At 62.9% G+C, this 15,532-nt stretch carries 12 protein-coding genes; 8 read left to right on the plus strand and 4 right to left on the minus strand.

What is annotated here, in order from left to right; genetic code table 11:
* The first annotated feature begins 77 nt into the window (after positions 1-77).
* Together BM438_RS03030 and BM438_RS03035 are read left to right on the plus strand one after the other, a co-directional pair.
* Entirely contained in the window at positions 78-842 is a 765-nt protein-coding gene (locus BM438_RS03030) for an IclR family transcriptional regulator (protein WP_093632848.1), read from the plus strand.
* 146 nt (positions 843-988) lie between these two features.
* The gene (locus tag BM438_RS03035; protein WP_093632849.1) at positions 989-1,741 is read left to right on the plus strand and encodes an IclR family transcriptional regulator; all 753 of its coding nucleotides are present in this window, start codon (positions 989-991) and stop codon (positions 1,739-1,741) included.
* A 10-nt stretch (positions 1,742-1,751) separates the two neighbouring features.
* Here BM438_RS03035 and pdxR read toward each other — a convergent pair whose 3' ends face one another.
* Positions 1,752-3,278 (minus strand): MocR-like pyridoxine biosynthesis transcription factor PdxR, encoded by a 1,527-nt coding sequence (pdxR, locus tag BM438_RS03040; protein ID WP_093632850.1) that lies wholly within the window; start codon positions 3,276-3,278, stop codon positions 1,752-1,754.
* A gap of 354 nt (positions 3,279-3,632) precedes the next feature.
* Here pdxR and tauA point away from each other — a divergent pair, with 354 nt between their 5' ends.
* From tauA to pta, 6 genes are all read left to right on the plus strand, one after another.
* Positions 3,633-4,634, plus strand: coding sequence for a taurine ABC transporter substrate-binding protein (gene tauA / locus BM438_RS03045; protein ID WP_093633233.1), 1,002 nt, complete (start codon positions 3,633-3,635; stop codon positions 4,632-4,634).
* Between the two features lie 32 nt (positions 4,635-4,666).
* Complete coding sequence (locus BM438_RS03050) at positions 4,667-5,482, plus strand: taurine ABC transporter ATP-binding protein (RefSeq protein ID WP_093632851.1); 816 nt, start codon at positions 4,667-4,669, stop codon at positions 5,480-5,482.
* Positions 5,475-6,395, plus strand: a complete 921-nt coding sequence (locus tag BM438_RS03055; protein ID WP_200619660.1) for an ABC transporter permease subunit — start codon at positions 5,475-5,477, stop codon at positions 6,393-6,395. Before BM438_RS03050 ends, BM438_RS03055 begins: the two co-directional genes overlap by 8 nt.
* 104 nt (positions 6,396-6,499) lie before the next feature.
* The gene (gene phnY, locus BM438_RS03060) at positions 6,500-7,957 is read left to right on the plus strand and encodes a phosphonoacetaldehyde dehydrogenase (RefSeq protein ID WP_093632852.1); all 1,458 of its coding nucleotides are present in this window, start codon (positions 6,500-6,502) and stop codon (positions 7,955-7,957) included.
* 166 nt (positions 7,958-8,123) lie between these two features.
* Positions 8,124-9,926: a sulfoacetaldehyde acetyltransferase gene (gene xsc / locus BM438_RS03065; RefSeq protein ID WP_208620603.1), complete on the plus strand. Its 1,803-nt coding sequence runs from the start codon at positions 8,124-8,126 to the stop codon at positions 9,924-9,926.
* A gap of 213 nt (positions 9,927-10,139) precedes the next feature.
* Positions 10,140-11,177 (plus strand): phosphate acetyltransferase, encoded by a 1,038-nt coding sequence (gene pta, locus BM438_RS03070; protein ID WP_093632854.1) that lies wholly within the window; start codon positions 10,140-10,142, stop codon positions 11,175-11,177.
* A 31-nt stretch (positions 11,178-11,208) separates the two neighbouring features.
* On the opposite strand, the gene BM438_RS03075 is transcribed toward pta, so the two are convergent.
* The 3 genes from BM438_RS03075 to BM438_RS03085 all read right to left on the minus strand — a co-directional run bounded on the left by BM438_RS03075 (position 11,209) and on the right by BM438_RS03085 (position 15,390).
* Positions 11,209-12,951, minus strand: coding sequence for a cobaltochelatase CobT-related protein (locus BM438_RS03075; protein ID WP_093632855.1), 1,743 nt, complete (start codon positions 12,949-12,951; stop codon positions 11,209-11,211).
* On the minus strand, positions 12,951-13,940 hold the full coding sequence (locus tag BM438_RS03080) for an AAA family ATPase (RefSeq protein ID WP_093632856.1): 990 nt from the start codon (positions 13,938-13,940) through the stop codon (positions 12,951-12,953). Before BM438_RS03080 ends, BM438_RS03075 begins: the two co-directional genes overlap by 1 nt.
* Positions 13,941-14,085: 145 nt before the next feature.
* Complete coding sequence (locus BM438_RS03085; protein ID WP_093632857.1) at positions 14,086-15,390, minus strand: MFS transporter; 1,305 nt, start codon at positions 15,388-15,390, stop codon at positions 14,086-14,088.
* Positions 15,391-15,532: the final 142 nt, after the last annotated feature.

Genomic DNA, 15,532 nt, shown 5'->3' on the forward strand with positions numbered 1-15,532 from the left:
CGGGACTTTCCATAGTCCCGAAAACTAAACAGACCGATGCACAATCCAACCTATAACTACGACATTGAGGAGACAGCGTGACGACTTCGAATCAATCGAATGCGGCAGCCGTACGCGCATTTCGCGTACTCGAGACGTTGGCTGAGGCAAGCGGCCCGCTTTCCATGACGGATCTCGTCCATGCCCTCGAACTGCCCAAGCAGACCGTGCATCGCATTCTGGTGCAGTTGATGGATGCGTGGCTGGTCACGCGCAGCGCCGGCGACCGGCTGTATGAGTGTTCGCCGCGCGTGCGCATGCTGGCGGTCAATGTGCTGATGCATGCGGGCCCGGCCGCTGCCCGCCATGTGCTGCTTGAACAGCTGGTGGCCAAAATCGGCGAGACCTGCAATCTGACGATGCTGGCCGGCAACGACGTGGTCTATGTGGACCGGGTGGAAACGGAGTGGCCGCTGCGCATGCACCTTCAACCCGGCTCGCACGTGCCGCTGCACTGTTCGGCAAGCGGCAAGCTGTTGCTCAGCTTTCTTCCCAAAGACCGGCGCGAACGGGTGATCGAAACCTTGCCGCTGCGCGCCTATTCCGAGCGGACGATTACGGATCGCGGCGAGCTACGCAAGGAGTTGACCATCACGCGGCGGCGCCAGCTCGCGATCAACAATCAGGAACATTTGCAGGGGCTCATCGCGATCGCGGTGCCGGTCATGCTGGATCGCAATCGCGCGTGCGCGGCCATCGCCGTCCAGGCGCCCGTCGGGCGGGTGGTACTCGACGATCTGCTGGCCTTCCTGCCCGATCTGCGGCTGGCCGCGGAGGAAACCGCCAAGACATTCCGGCAGTAGCGCCGAAATAGCGCGCCGCAGCGCATTCCGAAAAACGGGATGATCTGCGCTGGAATTACACGCCGGATCTGCCCCAATCCTGCGAAAACCTTGGCCGACAAAGGCACACGGTACAATGACGCCGATCCATTTTCCGGAACGGCACCATGACTAAAGCGGATACTCCCACCCTGCGCGCGTTCGCCCTGCTGGAACATCTCGTCCGCGCCGAAGGTCCGGTGTCGCTAGCCGACATTGCTCAGGACGTCGATCTACCCAAGGCTTCGCTGCATCGCATGCTGGCTTCGCTCGAAGCCGGTGGTCTCGTGATCCGCGAACCCGGTCAGAAGAATGCCTACGTGATCGGGCCGCGTCTCGCGCAACTCGGTCTTGGCGTCATGATGCACTCGGGTGCCCGCCGGTTGCGGCATGCGATCCTGTCGAATCTGGTGGCCGATCTCGGCGAGACCTGCAACCTTACGATGCTGCACGAAACCGAGGTGCTCTACCTCGACCGGCTCGAAGCGCCCTGGCCGTTGCGGCTCGATCTCAAGCCCGGCTCGCACGTACCGGCGCATTGCAGCGCGAGCGGCAAGCTGCTGCTGGCCATGCTGCCGCGCGAACAACGCAGCGCGCTCGTCCGCACGCTGAAGCTCGAACGCTTCACGCCGAATACCATCACCGACCCCCAACTGCTCGAAGCGGAACTCGACCGCACCGCGCACAAGCGCATCGCCATCGACAATGAGGAATTTGTCGCTGGCATCGCGTGTGTCGCCGCGCCGGTGATGGATGAGAACAACACCTGCATCGCGGCGATCGCCGTTCATGCGCCGGTTTCGCGGGCGCCGCTGTCGCGCGCCCTCGAGTTCGTGCCGCGCCTGCAGGAAGCCGCTCAGCAACTCGCTAAAACGTTCTAGCGCGGCCCGCCTATTCCTCGGGCTGCTGCGCGCGCACAAGCTCCGCGAGCAGGCGCACGCCCTCATCGATCTTTTCGAGCTTGATGGCCGAAAAGCCCATCCGGAAGCAGTGGTTCTGCTCCAGTCCCGTCATGAAGAAAACCCGGCCGAGCTCGATCAGGATGCCGTGTGCCTGCGCATCCGCGGCGAGCTGTGTCGCATCGAGCCACGGCGGCCCTTCGACCCAGCACGACGCGCCACCGCCGACCGGCAGATAACGCGCTTCCGGAAGGTGCGTGTCGAGCGCCGTCATCAGCGCCTGCGCGCGTTCCCGATAGGCGTGAGCGAGCCGCCGCAGCAGCGCATCGTGGTGCCCGAGCGCCAGAAAGGTGGCAAAGGCGCGTTGAATATAGGCGGCCGGATGCCGCACCATCAGGCGCCGCAGCGCGCGCAATTCGCGGACCAGTTCGCGCGGCCCGACGATATAACCCAGCCGCAACCCGGGCGCAAACGTCTTCGACAAACTGCCGATATAGATCACCCGGTCTGCGGTATCCAGGCTCTTCAACGCCGGATGCGGTGTGCCTGAGAAGTTGTTTTCACTCTCGTAGTCGTCCTCGATCAGGACGAAGTCATGGGCCTGCGCCTGTTCCAGCAGCGCATGACGCCGCTCGATGGGCATGGTGGCCGTGGTCGGGCACTGATGACTCGGCGTCACATAGACGTAATCGCATTGCGCGAGCAGATCGGCGTCCTCGGCCGGGCGCACGCCGCCGCTATCCACAGGCAGCGGCTGCAGCCGCGCATTGCGGTTCTCGAAGATATTGCGGGCATCCGGATAGCCGGGGTTTTCGAAACCAATCGTGGTCCGCTCGCTCGCGAGCAGATCCGCGATCAGATAGAGCGCCTGCTGGCAGCCGATCGTCACGACGATTTCGTCGGGCATCGCAAACACGCCGCGCCGCGGCAGCACTCGTGTGCGGATCTGCTGGATCAGCGTATCGTCATCGCGTTCGATCAGATCCGGCGCCCAGTTGCGAATCTCCATCACCGACAGCGCTTTCATGCAGCATTCGCGCCAGTCGTTAGTCGGAAACAGCGACTGGTCGAACTGCCCGTAGATAAAGGGGTATTCGTAGCTCAGCCAGTTGCCCGGCTTGACGATATTGCGCTGCGAGGACGGCCGTCTTCTGACGCGCTGGTCCCAATCCGGCCTTGCGAGCGCCTCGTTGGCCGCCTGTCCAGGGACCGTCTGCAGCGGCGCAAATTCGTGCCGCCCCTCGAGGATGGCCGGGTTGACGAAATGCCCGCTGCGCTCACGCGAAAGCAGATAGCCCTCCTCAACCAGTTGCTGGTAAGCCAACACGACCGTATTGCGCGCAACGCTCAATTGGTCGGCCAGCTCCCGGCTGGACGGCAGCGCGTGATTCGGCAGCAGTTGGCCGTCCAGAATCGCGGCCACCAGCATCTGGCGAATCTGACCCTGGAGGCTCATGTTCGACTCGGGTGAGCGCTGGAACCGCTGGGTCCATAGGGCCACCGAGGTGCGACTTGCCATGCTTTCTCCTGATTTTTATAGGCGGGGCCCACCCGCGCAAAGGCGGACACCGGCATTGTGAACGCGCAAAAAAGCGTGAGCCACCAGCCCGGCCGGCTGCCGGCGAGATCGGCGCAACGGCCCACTCTGGTGCAAGGGTGTGGACTCAACGATCAGCCACGTCTGGCCCTAACCCGCAACATTTTTTACTGACGATACTCGCATCACCCCATTGCCGGCGATTGGGACAAGCCCCCGTCGGCGAAGGTTGGATTCACGTGTACTCGCGTGCCTGCACGGCCATTCTGGAGACCTACGATGAAAAGCGACAACCCCCAAAAGCTGTCCCGCTGGTTCGGCCATCTGACGCGCCGCATGACGGTAGCGGCATTCGCAGCACTCGCCTGCGTGGTGGCGCCAGCCAGTCACGCGCAGGACAAGGAGGTCACGATAGCCTATCAACAGATCGTCGACCCATGGGTCGTCGCGATCGCGAGCGGCTCCATCGAGAAGGACACGGGCTACAAGATCAACTGGCGCCAGTTCGAATCCGGCGCGAAGGTCGCGACCGCCATGGCGTCGGGCGACGTGAAGGTCGGCGTGATCGGTTCGAGCCCGCTCGCCGCCGCAGTCAGCCAGGGCCTCGACCTGCAGCTCTTCTGGATTCTGGACAACATCAACCAGGCCGAGGCGATGGTCGTACGCAACGGCTCCGGCATCACCAAACCAGCCGATCTGAAGGGCAAGACGATCGGCGTGCCGTTCGTATCGACGACGCACTATCACACCATGTTCGCGCTGCAGCATTGGGGCATCAATCCGTCCGAGGTGAAGATCCTCAACATGCAGCCGAACCAGCTGGTCGCAGCGTGGGAGCGCGGCGATATCGACGCCGCCTACGTGTGGGACCCGGCGCTCGCGCAATTGAAGAAGAACGGCAAGGTCCTGATTACGTCCGGCGACCTGTCGAAGCTCGGCAAACCGACCTTCGACGGCATTGCTGTCGATCGCCAATGGGGAGAGGCGCATAAGGACTTCATGGCAAAACTCGTGAAAGCCATCGCCGACGCCGACGATCAATACCGCAAGAACACGGCGCAATGGAATGCGACTTCGCCGCAGGCTACGGCCATCGCCAAGATGATCGGCGGCTCGCCGGCCGACGTGCCGGAATCGCTCTCGCTCTATGCGTTCCCGACGCTCCAGGAGCAGGCCTCATCGCAATGGCTGGGCGGCGGCAGTGCCGGCCGCGCCACCTTCGCGCTGAAGGACACGGCGAACTTCCTGAAGGATCAGAAACAGATCAGCGCGGTGTTGCCCGATTACTCGAAGTTCGTGACCCCGGCTTACGCCGAAGCGGCAATGAAACTCAAATGACGTAGGCCGGTTCCGTCGAATCAGGAGGCAACATGGAAAGCATGAGAGTCAAGAATGTGAGCGTGGTCTTTCCGGGGCGCAAGGCCGGCCAGACCGTGCACGCGCTCGACAACATCAATCTGACGATCAACTCGGGCGACTTCGTCGTCGCGCTCGGTGCATCGGGTTGCGGCAAGACAACCCTGCTCTCGCTCATGGCGGGCTTCATCGCGCCGACCAGCGGCGAGTTGCTGCTCGGCGGTTCGCCGATCGCCGGACCGGGTGCCGACCGTGGCGTCGTGTTCCAGAAGCATGCCCTGTTGCCGTGGCTCAACGTGATCGACAACGCCGAGTTCGGCTTGAAGCTTCAGGGCGTGCCGAAAGCGCAGCGGCGCGACATCGCCGCGCGCAATCTCGCGCTGGTCGGCTTGCAGGACTTTCACAAGCACATGATCTATCAGCTTTCCGGCGGGATGCAGCAGCGTGTGGGCATCGCCCGCGCGCTGACCTGCGACCCCGCCATGCTGCTGATGGACGAGCCGATGGCCGCGCTCGACGCGCTGACCCGCGAAACCATCCAGGAGCTGCTGCTCGACGTCTGGACGAAAACCAGCAAGATGTTCTTCTTCATCACGCACAGCGTGGAGGAAGCGCTCTTTCTGGCCAGCCACCTGATCGTGATGTCGCCGCGCCCTGGGCGCATCACGCATACCTACGAACTGGATTTCAATCGACGCTTCCTGGAGACGCGCGACGCGCGCGCCATCAAGTCGAGCCCCGATTTCATAGAAATGCGCGAACGCGTGCTCAGCATCATTTACGGCGACGAGAAAATGCACGCCGCCGAAGCCGAGGTGACACATGTTTAGTTCAAAACGGGCTCATGCACTGGCGCACGGCCAGCAAGCCTCGCTCGGATCCGACACGCCGATGGAGCCTCCACGCACACCCGGTCGACGTCCACGACTGCTCGCCAAGAAACCCGCGCGGCCAGGCGACACCTTCGGCGTGCCCGGCCAGGGCAGCAGCGTTGTCACGAGCCTCATCACGGTCTCTCTGTTCATCGGGCTGTGGTTTGTCGCGACTAACCTGCATTGGATCAAGCCGCTCTTTCTGCCGTCGCCGCAAGCGGTGTACGCCAAGTTCATCTACGTCGCGACAGAAGGCTTCGCCAACTCCACGCTCGCGCAACATACCGGCATCAGCTTGCTGCGCGTGTTCGGCGCCTTCGCGCTAGCCTGCGTGACCGCGATTCCCATCGGCGTGATGATGGGCGTCTCACGCTTTGCACGCGGCATCTTCGATCCGCCTATCGAGTTCTATCGGCCGCTGCCGCCGCTCGCCTATTTGCCGCTCATCATCATCTGGTTCGGCATCGGCGAATTCTCCAAGGTCTTTCTCATCTATCTGGCCATCTTCGCGCCGCTCGCAATTGCCGCGCGATCAGGCGTACGGTCCGTGTCGATCGAGCAGATTCATGCGGCCTATTCGATGGGCGCCTCGCGCACACAGGTGGTGTTGTATGTGATTCTGAAATCCGCGTTGCCGGAGATTTTCACAGGTATGCGGATCGGCATCGGTGTCGGCTGGACGACGCTCGTCGCCGCGGAAATGGTGGCGTCGACCAGCGGTCTCGGCTTCATGGTGCTCAACGCCGCGGAGTTTCTCGCCAGCGACGTGGTGATCATGGGCATCATCGTCATCGGCTTCTTTGCTCTGTGCTTTGACCTGTTGATGCGCCACCTCGAACGCGTGCTGGTGCCGTGGAAAGGCCGGGTGTGATGGTAGAAGACCGGCGTGGACTCAGCGATTGGCGGCGGCTGGCACTACTCCGATGACGGTGCCCTCCGCAATACTTCAGCTGTCTGTTATCGCTGGAGCGCAGTATGAATTCGATCGCGAAAGTCTGGCCGTCGCCGCAGGTTCGTCATGAAGCGCTGCGCATCGGCGGAGAAGCAATCCGGCGCGCGGAGATCATCGATGTTTTTAACCCCTACAACGGTGAACTGGTCGGCACGGTGCCCAAGGCGACGGTGGCCGACGTACGGCGCGCCTTTGCCTGGGCACACCAATATCGGGCGCGGCTGACGCGCTACGAGCGCTCACAGATCCTGCTGCGCGCAGCGGATAGGGTCCGCCGGCGTACTGAAGAAATCGCCGATCTGATCACCGCTGAGTCCGGCCTGTGCAAGAAAGACTCCGTGTACGAAGCAGGCCGCGTGGCCGACGTGATGACGTTCGGCGCCAATGAGGCGCTCAAAGACGACGGCCAGGTGTTTTCCTGCGATCTCACGCCACACGGCAAGAAGCGCCGCGTCTACACCCAGCGCGATCCCCTGCTCGGCGTCATTTCCGCGATCACCCCGTTTAACCATCCGATGAATCAGGTTGCGCACAAAATCGTGCCCTCCATCGCGACCAACAATCGCATCGTCGTTAAACCCTCCGAGAAGGTGCCGCTGTCCACGTACCTGCTAGCGGATATCTTTTACGCGGCCGGTCTGCCGCAAGAAATGCTGCAGGTCATCACCGGCGACCCGAAAGACATTGCCGACGAACTGATCACGAACGAGCACGTCGATCTGATCACCTTCACGGGCGGCGTGCAGATCGGTAAATACATCGCCGGCAAGATGGGCTATCGACGCGCGGTGCTCGAACTCGGCGGCAACGATCCGATCATTGTGATGGAAGACGCCGACCTGGAAGAAGCCAGCACGCTCGCCGTCTCAGGCTCCTACAAGAACTCCGGCCAGCGTTGTACCGCGGTCAAGCGCATTCTGGTGCACGAGGCGGTGGCCGACCGTTTCGTCGAACTGCTGGTGGAAAAGACCCGCGCCATACGTTATGGAGACCCTACCGATCCGGCGAACGACATGGGCGCCGTCATCGACGAAGCCGCAGCGAAATTCTTCGAAGCTCAGGTGAACGATGCGATCAGCCGCGGCGCGAAGCTTCTGGTGGGCAATCGCCGCGAAGGCGCGCTGTATTCGCCCACCGTGGTCGATCACGTCACCCCTGACATGCCGCTCGTCAAATACGAAACCTTCGGACCCGTGTCGCCAGTGATCCGCTTTCGCGATATCGACGACGCGATCCGGATTTCCAATTCGACCGACTACGGGCTCTCGTCTTCGGTTTGCACGAATCGCCTCGATTACATCACGCGCTTTATCGCCGAGCTGCAGGTGGGCAGCGTGAACGTGCGCGAAGTGCCCGGCTACCGGCTCGAGTTGACGCCATTTGGCGGCATCAAGGATTCGGGTCTTGGCTACAAGGAAGGCGTCCAGGAAGCGATGAAAAGCTTCACCAACGTGAAGACCTATTCGCTGCCGTGGGATTGAGCCGCCCACGCATTCCGCCCTGCATCACATTCTTCAATTTTCGAGACAACTTGTACCGTTTATTTCTCATCACCTATTGACCATCATAGGTGCATGCTCTACATTTTAGATAAGCACTTTTCGGAACAAATTGTTTCGGTTTCATTAAACATCGGAGACAACCCTCATGAGCGATCACACCCCCGTTAGCGGCCCGCAGGCCATGACCCCGTCAGAAGCTTTTGTCGAAACCCTGGCCGCAAACGGCGTGACCGACATGTTCGGCATCATGGGTTCGGCCTTCATGGACGCCATGGACATCTTCGCGCCCGCCGGCATCCGCCTCATTCCCGTGGTGCACGAGCAAGGCGCCGGTCACATGGCCGACGGCTATGCCCGTGTGTCAGGCCGCCATGGCGTGGTGATCGGCCAGAATGGCCCGGGTATCAGCAATTGCGTGACAGCTATCGCCGCGGCCTATTGGGCGCACAGCCCCGTGGTCATGATCACGCCCGAGGCGGGCACCATGGGCATCGGCCTGGGCGGCTTCCAGGAAGCGAAGCAACTCCCCATGTTCCAGGAATTCACCAAGTATCAGGGCCACGTCACCCATCCCGCGCGCATGGCTGAATTCACCGGCCGCTGCTTCGATCGCGCGCTGGCCGAGATGGGCCCGACCCAGCTCAACATTCCGCGCGATTATTTCTACGGCCAGATCAAGGCCGAGATTCCGCAACCGCAGCGTCTCGACCGCGGCCCCGGCGGCGATCAGCGCCTGAACGAAGCGGCTGAACTGCTCGCCCAGGCCAAGTTCCCCGTCATCATCTCCGGCGGCGGCGTGGTCATGGCCGATGCGATCGAGGAATGCAAGGCGCTCGCCGAGCGTCTGGGTGCGCCGGTCGTCAACAGCTACCTGCACAACGACTCTTTCCCCGCCGACCACCCGCTGTGGTGCGGCCCGCTCGGCTATCAAGGCTCCAAGGCCGCGATGAAACTGATCCAGCGTGCCGACGTGGTGATCGCGCTCGGTTCGCGTCTGGGACCGTTCGGCACGCTGCCGCAACACGGCATGGACTACTGGCCGCAGAACGCCAAGATCATCCAGATCGATGCCGACCACAAGATGCTTGGCCTTGTGAAGAAGATCTCCGTCGGCATCTGCGGCGACGCCAAGGCCGCAGCGGTTGCACTGGCGCAGCGCCTCGAAGGCCGCACGCTCGTCTGCGACGCCTCGCGTGAAGAACGCGCCGGCGAGATCGCCGCGGAGAAGGCGGCATGGGAGAAGGAGCTCGACGGCTGGACCCACGAGCGCGACCCCTACAGCATGGACATGATCGAGGAGCAGAAAGACGAGCGCACGCCCGGCGGCGGCAACTATCTGCACCCGCGCCAGGTTTTGCGCGAGCTCGAAAAGGCCATGCCGGACGACGTGATGGTCTCCACCGACATCGGCAACATCAACTCGGTGGCCAACAGCTACCTGCGCTTCAAAAAGCCGCGCAGCTTCTTCGCCGCGATGAGCTGGGGCAATTGCGGCTACGCGTTCCCCACCATCATCGGCGCCAAGGTTGCGGCGCCGCATCGCCCCGCTGTCTCTTACGCCGGTGACGGCGCGTGGGGCATGAGTCTGATGGAAACCATGACCTGCGTGCGCCACAACATTCCGGTCACCGCGGTGGTCTTCCACAACCGGCAATGGGGCGCCGAGAAGAAGAACCAGGTCGACTTTTACAACCGCCGCTTCGTCGCCGGTGAACTCGACAACCAGAGCTTCGCGGGCATTGCTCGTGCGATGGGCGCCGAGGGTGTGACGGTGGACCGGCTCGAGGACGTCGGCCCGGCGCTCAAGCGTGCGATCGATGCGCAGATGAACCACGGCAAGACCACCATCATCGAGATCATGTGCACCCGCGAACTCGGCGATCCGTTCCGCCGCGATGCGCTGGCCAAGCCGGTGCGCCTGCTCGACAAGTACAAGGACTATGTCTGATCTTTCCGTTGTCTGATGGTCCGGGCGCGGGGAGCACATCACCTCGCGCCCGGCGGGCCGGAAACGGGATATCCCCTGCCGTTTCCGGCTTCTTTGTCTCAGGCCTGATTTCTGCCCGCTTTGTTTTCGGCCGCATTCGTTGGCTGCCTGTTGCGTCTCCCGCCGCCTTCATTTGCTGCGCCGTCTTTTCAACCATGACTGCCGCCCAGTGCCATGAAAGCCATCAACCGCATCATCGAACGCGCCCGCTCCTCGCCGAGACGCATCGTGCTCTGCGAAGCGGAAGATCCTCGCATACTGGAGGCCGCGCGCCGCGCCACGCGTGAAGGCATCGCCCGCATCGTGTTGGTGGGCCCGAGTGCGCGCATCCGCGCGGCCGCTGCCGAGCAGAACATCGAACTGTCCGGCATGGAACTGGTGGATCCAGCGACCTCGCCGCTCGCGCCCTCGTTTGCCGAAGCGCTCTTCACACTACGCAGCAAGAAAGGCATGACGCCGGACGAAGCCAGGCAGGAGATCCTCAATCCCCTCTGCTTCGCCAACCTGATGGTCCGGCTCGGTCACGCCGACGGCTCGGTGGCCGGCTCCGTGCACACCACCGCCGACGTGGTCCGCACGGCGATCCAGATCATCGGCCTTCATCCGTCCTTCAAGCTCGTATCGAGTTTCTTTCTGATGATGCTGTGCGAGCCCTTCCACACGCTCAAAGGCGGCTTGATCTTCTCCGACTGCGGACTGGTGGTGGACCCGGACGCCGGCGAACTGGCCCAGATCGCGATGGCGGCTGCCGACAGCGCGCAAAGCCTGCTGATGGAGGAGCCGCGCGTGGCCATGCTGTCGTTTTCGACCAGCGGCAGCGCCCGGCACGCTGCAGTCGACAAGGTCGTGGAAGCAACGCGACAGGTGAGGGAACAGCGCCCGCATCTGGCGATCGACGGCGACGTGCAACTGGACGCGGCACTCGTCTCCGAGATCGCCATGCGCAAGATCGAGCATTCGCAGGTTCAAGGGCACGCTAACGTGCTGATTTTCCCGAGTCTCGAGGCCGGCAATATCGGCTACAAGCTGGCTGAGCGGATCGGCGATGCGAAGGCAATCGGCCCCTTGCTGCAAGGCTTGAAAAAGCCGGCCAACGATCTTTCGCGCGGCTGCAGCGCCGACGATATCTACTACGTGATTGCGGTGACTGCCGTGCAGGCGCAAACGGCAGAAGCACCCCAGGACGCACACACTACGCCGCTCGCGTCGTGACCCACTCGGAGTCAGGCCGCGGCGGGAGCGGTCACCGCCTGCCGCCCTGCCCGCGTGCGCCGATCCAACCCACAATCCCTGCCAACAGTTTCATGTCGGGCGGCGCGGAAAGATCCACCGCGAGACAGCGACGGTAATACGGACTGAGATCCAGTCCCACACCCAGGCCCAGCACCTCCACATCGCGCGAGGCCTCATGGCGTGCCACGACGGCCTTGAGATGGTTGTCGAGATAGAAGGCGTCGTTGGCCTGGCCCGTCGCGCTATCCATCGGACTGCCATCCGAGATCACGATCAGAATCCGCCGCGCCTCAGGACGGGCGACGAGACGCGTGCAAGCCCAGTCGACCGCTTCGCCATCCACGCCCTCGCGAAACAGGTCCGCCTTGAAGAGCGCGGCAATGTCGGCGCGGGCGCGTCGCCAGCTCTGATCGGCGTTCTTGAACACCAGATGCGACAGTTCATTGAGCCGGCCCGGATGAGACGGCCGGCCCTGCGCCAGCCAGTCGAGCCGGGCGCGGCCGCCATTCCAGGCGCCGGTGGTAAAACCCAGCACCTCGGTGGTCACGCCGGCCTGGTCGAGCGCGCGCGTGAGGATGTCCACCATGATCGCCACCGGCTCGATATGCGCTTTCATCGAGCCCGAGCAATCGATCAGGAAACCGACTACGCAGTCGGCCACGAGCGTGTTTCGTTCCAGCCGGAACAGACGCCGCTCAGCGGGAGAACTAACCAGTTGGGCGAGACGCCGTCCGTCGATACGGCCATGCTCTTCACCGAACGACCAGCCATCGCGTTGCGGAATCGCCAGCGCCGCCTTCAACGCGTGCGCAAGCCGCGCCACGTTGATGCCCCGGGCAGCGACGCGTTCGTCGAGCCGCTCGCGAAACTCGCCAAGCAAAGCTTTACGGACCAGCGTGCCTGGCGAAATCTCGCGGTCGTAGCGCGCGGTATAGGCCCGATAACCCTGCTCGGAGGCCTCGAGCACGCGGCTTCTGCCGGTGAGCGCAACGGCCATGTCCTTGTACTCGTCGTCCTCGACGTCGAACCAGAGCGAGAACGCTGTGCGCGGGGCTTTCTCGTCGCTCTCCTGCGGATCATCTTGCGCATCGTCCAGCGCCTCGGCGCTCGCGCTTCGGATCATGTCACCCACCAGCCTCGCCAGTTCGAGCGCATGGACAGCGAACGCGCCCTGCTCCTGTCGATGCCTGCGCAAACCCGCCAGCGAGACGCCCACTACCGGAACGATCGCCGCGCGCGTGGCTTCGATCAGGCCTTCGGTCTGTTCGAGCACAGGCCAGCCCGTCAGGCGCGACCACGCAATCTGCGCGACGGTGTACAGGAGGATGCCGAGGTGGTCTTCGGCGAGCCCGGAGCGGTAGAAGGCCAGCGACCAGGCCTCGAAACGATCGCGCAGATTCTGCACCAGACCCGGCATGCCAGGCGGCGTCTGTGTCTCGCACCGTAGTTGCTCGAGCAGTTCGAATACCAGTCGCTCGACACGGTCCGTCGGGCATAGCCGGCTGTGCAGCGCCGCGTCGGAGTGCATGAGTCGCAAGGCAGCGCCATCGGCGGCGCCACGCAGGGATGCGAAATCGTCCTGCTGCGGATCGGTGCGCAGATGCGGCGCGTGCAAGGGCAAAGGCCGCAGGTCGCGGCACAAACGGCCTTCGCGGTAATGCAACGTGGCGTCGCCTGTGAGCGCACGCACGGTCGCGGCGCACAGGGCTTCGCGTTGCTCCGCGCGCAACGTCGCTTGCCTGTCAGACGTCATCAGCGGATGCCCGCTGCGTGGTCTTCAACCTTGGCCGCGGCCTCGAGTTCAATACCGAAGCAGCGCTGGAAATACTCGGCCACGATCGAGCGCTCTGCTTCATCGCACTTGTTCAGGAAGGTCAGGCGAAACGCCATCGCGGGATCATGGAAAATCTGGCAGTTCTCCGCCCAGTTGATCACCGTGCGCGGCGACATCAGCGTCGACAGGTCACCGCTCGCGAAGCCCTTGCGGGTGAGTTCCGCCACGCTCACCATCGACTCGATCAGCGCACGTCCCGCCTCGTCAGCCAGTTCCGGTACCCGTGCAAGCACGATGCCGGCCTCTTCCTCGCGCGGCAGATAGTTGAGCGTGGCCACCACGTTCCAGCGATCCACCTGCGCGTGATTCAGCACCTGCGTGCCGTGATACAACCCGTTCAGATTACCCAGCCCCACCGTATTGGTGGTGGCGAACATGCGGAAATACGGATGCGGATGAATCACGCGATTCTGGTCGAGCAGCGTGAACTTGCCGTCGCGCTCGAGAATGCGCTGGATCACGAACATCACGTCCGGGCGCCCCGCATCGTATTCGTCGAAGATCAGGGCAACCGGGCGCTGCAAGGCCCATGGCACGATCCCCTCCTGAAACTCGGTGACCTGCAGATCGTCGCGCACCACGATCGCGTCTTTACCGACCAGATCGAGGCGGCTGATATGGCCATCGAGATTGACACGCACGCACGGCCAGTTGAGACGAGCCGCAACCTGTTCGACGTGCGTCGACTTCCCGGTACCGTGCAAGCCCTGCACCATCACCCGGCGATCGCGGCTGAAGCCGGCCAGAATCGCCAGCGTCACTTCCGGATTGAAGCGGTAGACCTCGTCGATCTCCGGCACATGGTCGTCGCGCTCGCTGAAAGCCGGCACCATCAGGCTGGAATCGATGCCGAAAACGGTTCGTACCGCGACCATTCTGTCGGGTTTGGCAGTCACGAAATCAGTCACTTCATTCTCCTCCCCGCTGCGGGGATGTTTGCTCGGCGCCGCCGGATCATGTTAATTTTCGGTACATTTTGTTCCGTTTTTATTATAAACAGAATCCCACGTCCTGGGCAGCACCTCGCCCACATCAAACCGGCAGGCCGCGCCATCAACGCACGGTCGCCATCTCATCGAAGGGTTTCGTGCGCCGCTCCATCGCTCGCGCCGCCCACGCTGAGAGCAGCGCGGACAGAATCACGTAGCCGCACACATACCAAGGCTTGCCGCCGTCGAGACGCAGCAGCGCCGTCGCGACGATCGGCGTGAGGCCGCTCGCGAAGATGCCCGAGAACTGATACACGAACGAGATGCCGGTATAGCGCACCTCCGGATCGAACAGCTCGGCAAAGAGCGCGGCTTCCGGACCGTAGACCATCGCGTAGAAGATGCCGAACGGAATCACCACGCCGAGCCACACGGCCAACGTATTGCCGGACTGTGTCTCCATCAGCCAGAACGCCGGCAGCACCGAGGCGCCGCAGATCAGCGAACCCCAGCGATACACGCGCGCACGTCCCATCAGGTCCGACATCCTGCCGAAGAAGGGGATGAAGAAGCACATCACCATGGCCGCGATCATCACGCCGGTGAGCGCTTCAGTGCGGCTCATCGAAAGACGCTGCGTGAGGTAGCCGATCATGAACACCGCGAAAATGTTGAAGAACACCCCGTCGATCCAGCGCGCGCCCATGCCGAGCAGCACCGAACTACGGTAGCGCGTGATCATATCGACGAAGGGGATTTTCACGTCGCGGCGGTTGCGCTTGAGCGCGAGAAACTCAGGCGTCTCCATCACCTTGAGGCGGATGTAGAGGCCGAGCACGACGAGCAGCAACGAAGCGCCGAACGCGACCCGCCAGCCCCAAGAAAGAAACGCCGCTTCCGGCAGCAGCCGGGAAATGCCCGCGACAATGCCCGACGCGAGGCACAAGCCGATCGACAAACCGATCTGCGGCAAGCTCGCGTAGAGACCACGCCGGTTCGGCGGCGCATATTCATAGGCCATCAGCACCGCGCCGCCCCACTCGCCCCCGAGCCCGATGCCCTGCAACACGCGCAGGAAGAGCAACAGAATCGGCGCCCAGATGCCGATCTGATCGAAGGTCGGCACGAAGGCAACCCCTGCCGTCGAAACCCCCATGATGATCAACGTGCAGATCAATGCGGACTTGCGTCCGACCTTGTCGCCGAAGTGGCCGAAGATCACGCCGCCGAGCGGCCGCGTGATGAAGCCGACGGCGAATGTGCCGTAGGCCAACATGGTCGAGACGAGCGGATCGTGAGCGGGAAAGTAAAGCTTGTTGAACACAATGCCCGCGACGACGCCGTACAGAAAAAAGTCATACCATTCGACCGTCGCGCCGATCACGCTCGCGAATGCAACGCGGCGGATAACCCGCTTATCGATTGCCATAGCGCCTCCTCCAATGGATGGCCGCGTGCCGTCCCGGCAACGCAGCACATTTGAGCCCCCGTCTGTCTCCTCCTGGGGCACGAATTCCGCCGCTTGCACGCTGCTTTTATCGACTTCGGATGCAGCGAGTCAGGTAGCGATC

Source organism: Paraburkholderia aspalathi, assembly GCF_900116445.1.
Taxonomy (GTDB): domain Bacteria; phylum Pseudomonadota; class Gammaproteobacteria; order Burkholderiales; family Burkholderiaceae; genus Paraburkholderia; species Paraburkholderia aspalathi.

Bases quoted from the DNA above. Each gene is read 5' to 3' on its own strand.
- BM438_RS03035 (WP_093632849.1), top strand. From the start codon at position 989: ATGACTAAAGCGGATACTCCCACCCTGCGCGCGTTCGCCCTGCTGGAA.
- pdxR (WP_093632850.1), bottom strand. From the start codon at position 3,278: ATGGCAAGTCGCACCTCGGTGGCCCTATGGACCCAGCGGTTCCAGCGC.
- tauA (WP_093633233.1), top strand. From the start codon at position 3,633: ATGACGGTAGCGGCATTCGCAGCACTCGCCTGCGTGGTGGCGCCAGCC.
- BM438_RS03050 (WP_093632851.1), top strand. From the start codon at position 4,667: ATGGAAAGCATGAGAGTCAAGAATGTGAGCGTGGTCTTTCCGGGGCGC.
- BM438_RS03055 (WP_200619660.1), top strand. From the start codon at position 5,475: ATGTTTAGTTCAAAACGGGCTCATGCACTGGCGCACGGCCAGCAAGCC.
- phnY (WP_093632852.1), top strand. From the start codon at position 6,500: ATGAATTCGATCGCGAAAGTCTGGCCGTCGCCGCAGGTTCGTCATGAA.
- xsc (WP_208620603.1), top strand. From the start codon at position 8,124: ATGAGCGATCACACCCCCGTTAGCGGCCCGCAGGCCATGACCCCGTCA.
- pta (WP_093632854.1), top strand. From the start codon at position 10,140: ATGAAAGCCATCAACCGCATCATCGAACGCGCCCGCTCCTCGCCGAGA.
- BM438_RS03075 (WP_093632855.1), bottom strand. From the start codon at position 12,951: ATGACGTCTGACAGGCAAGCGACGTTGCGCGCGGAGCAACGCGAAGCC.
- BM438_RS03085 (WP_093632857.1), bottom strand. From the start codon at position 15,390: ATGGCAATCGATAAGCGGGTTATCCGCCGCGTTGCATTCGCGAGCGTG.